General features: G+C 61.3%; 1 protein-coding gene. It reads left to right on the top strand.

Annotation, left to right across the window (positions count from 1 at the left end; all coding sequences use genetic code 11):
- Window positions 1-395 (top strand): TPM domain-containing protein (locus EN906_RS37100; protein WP_206529309.1); only part of this gene is annotated, 395 nt, incomplete at both ends.

The following is a 395-nucleotide window of genomic DNA, read 5'->3' as shown; positions in this document are numbered from 1 at the left end:
AAAAGGCGCCGACCAGATCGTCGTGGCGACGATTCCCAGCCTCGAGGGCGAGGAGATCGAGCCTTACGCCAACCGCCTGTTCCGCTTCTGGAAACTTGGGCAGGCGAAGGAAAACAACGGCGTGCTGCTGCTGGTTGCCCCGAACGACCGCAAGATGCGCATTGAGGTCGGTTATGGGCTGGAAGGTACGCTGACCGACCTGCACACCAAGCTGATCATCGAAAACGACATGGTGCCGGCTTTCCGCGCCGGGGACTTCTCCGGCGGTATCAGCAAAGCCGTAGACGACATGATCATGGTGCTGGAAGGAAATCCGGAGGAGCTGGAGGCGCGCGGCGAGCGCAACCAGGAAGCGCCCTTCGAGTCCGGCGACCTGTTCTTCACCGTGTTCATCG

This window comes from Mesorhizobium sp. M7A.F.Ca.CA.004.06.1.1 (genome assembly GCF_003999135.1).
In the GTDB taxonomy this organism is placed as follows: Bacteria; Pseudomonadota; Alphaproteobacteria; order Rhizobiales; family Rhizobiaceae; genus Mesorhizobium.
This window is presented reverse-complemented; position numbering and strand designations above follow the sequence as displayed.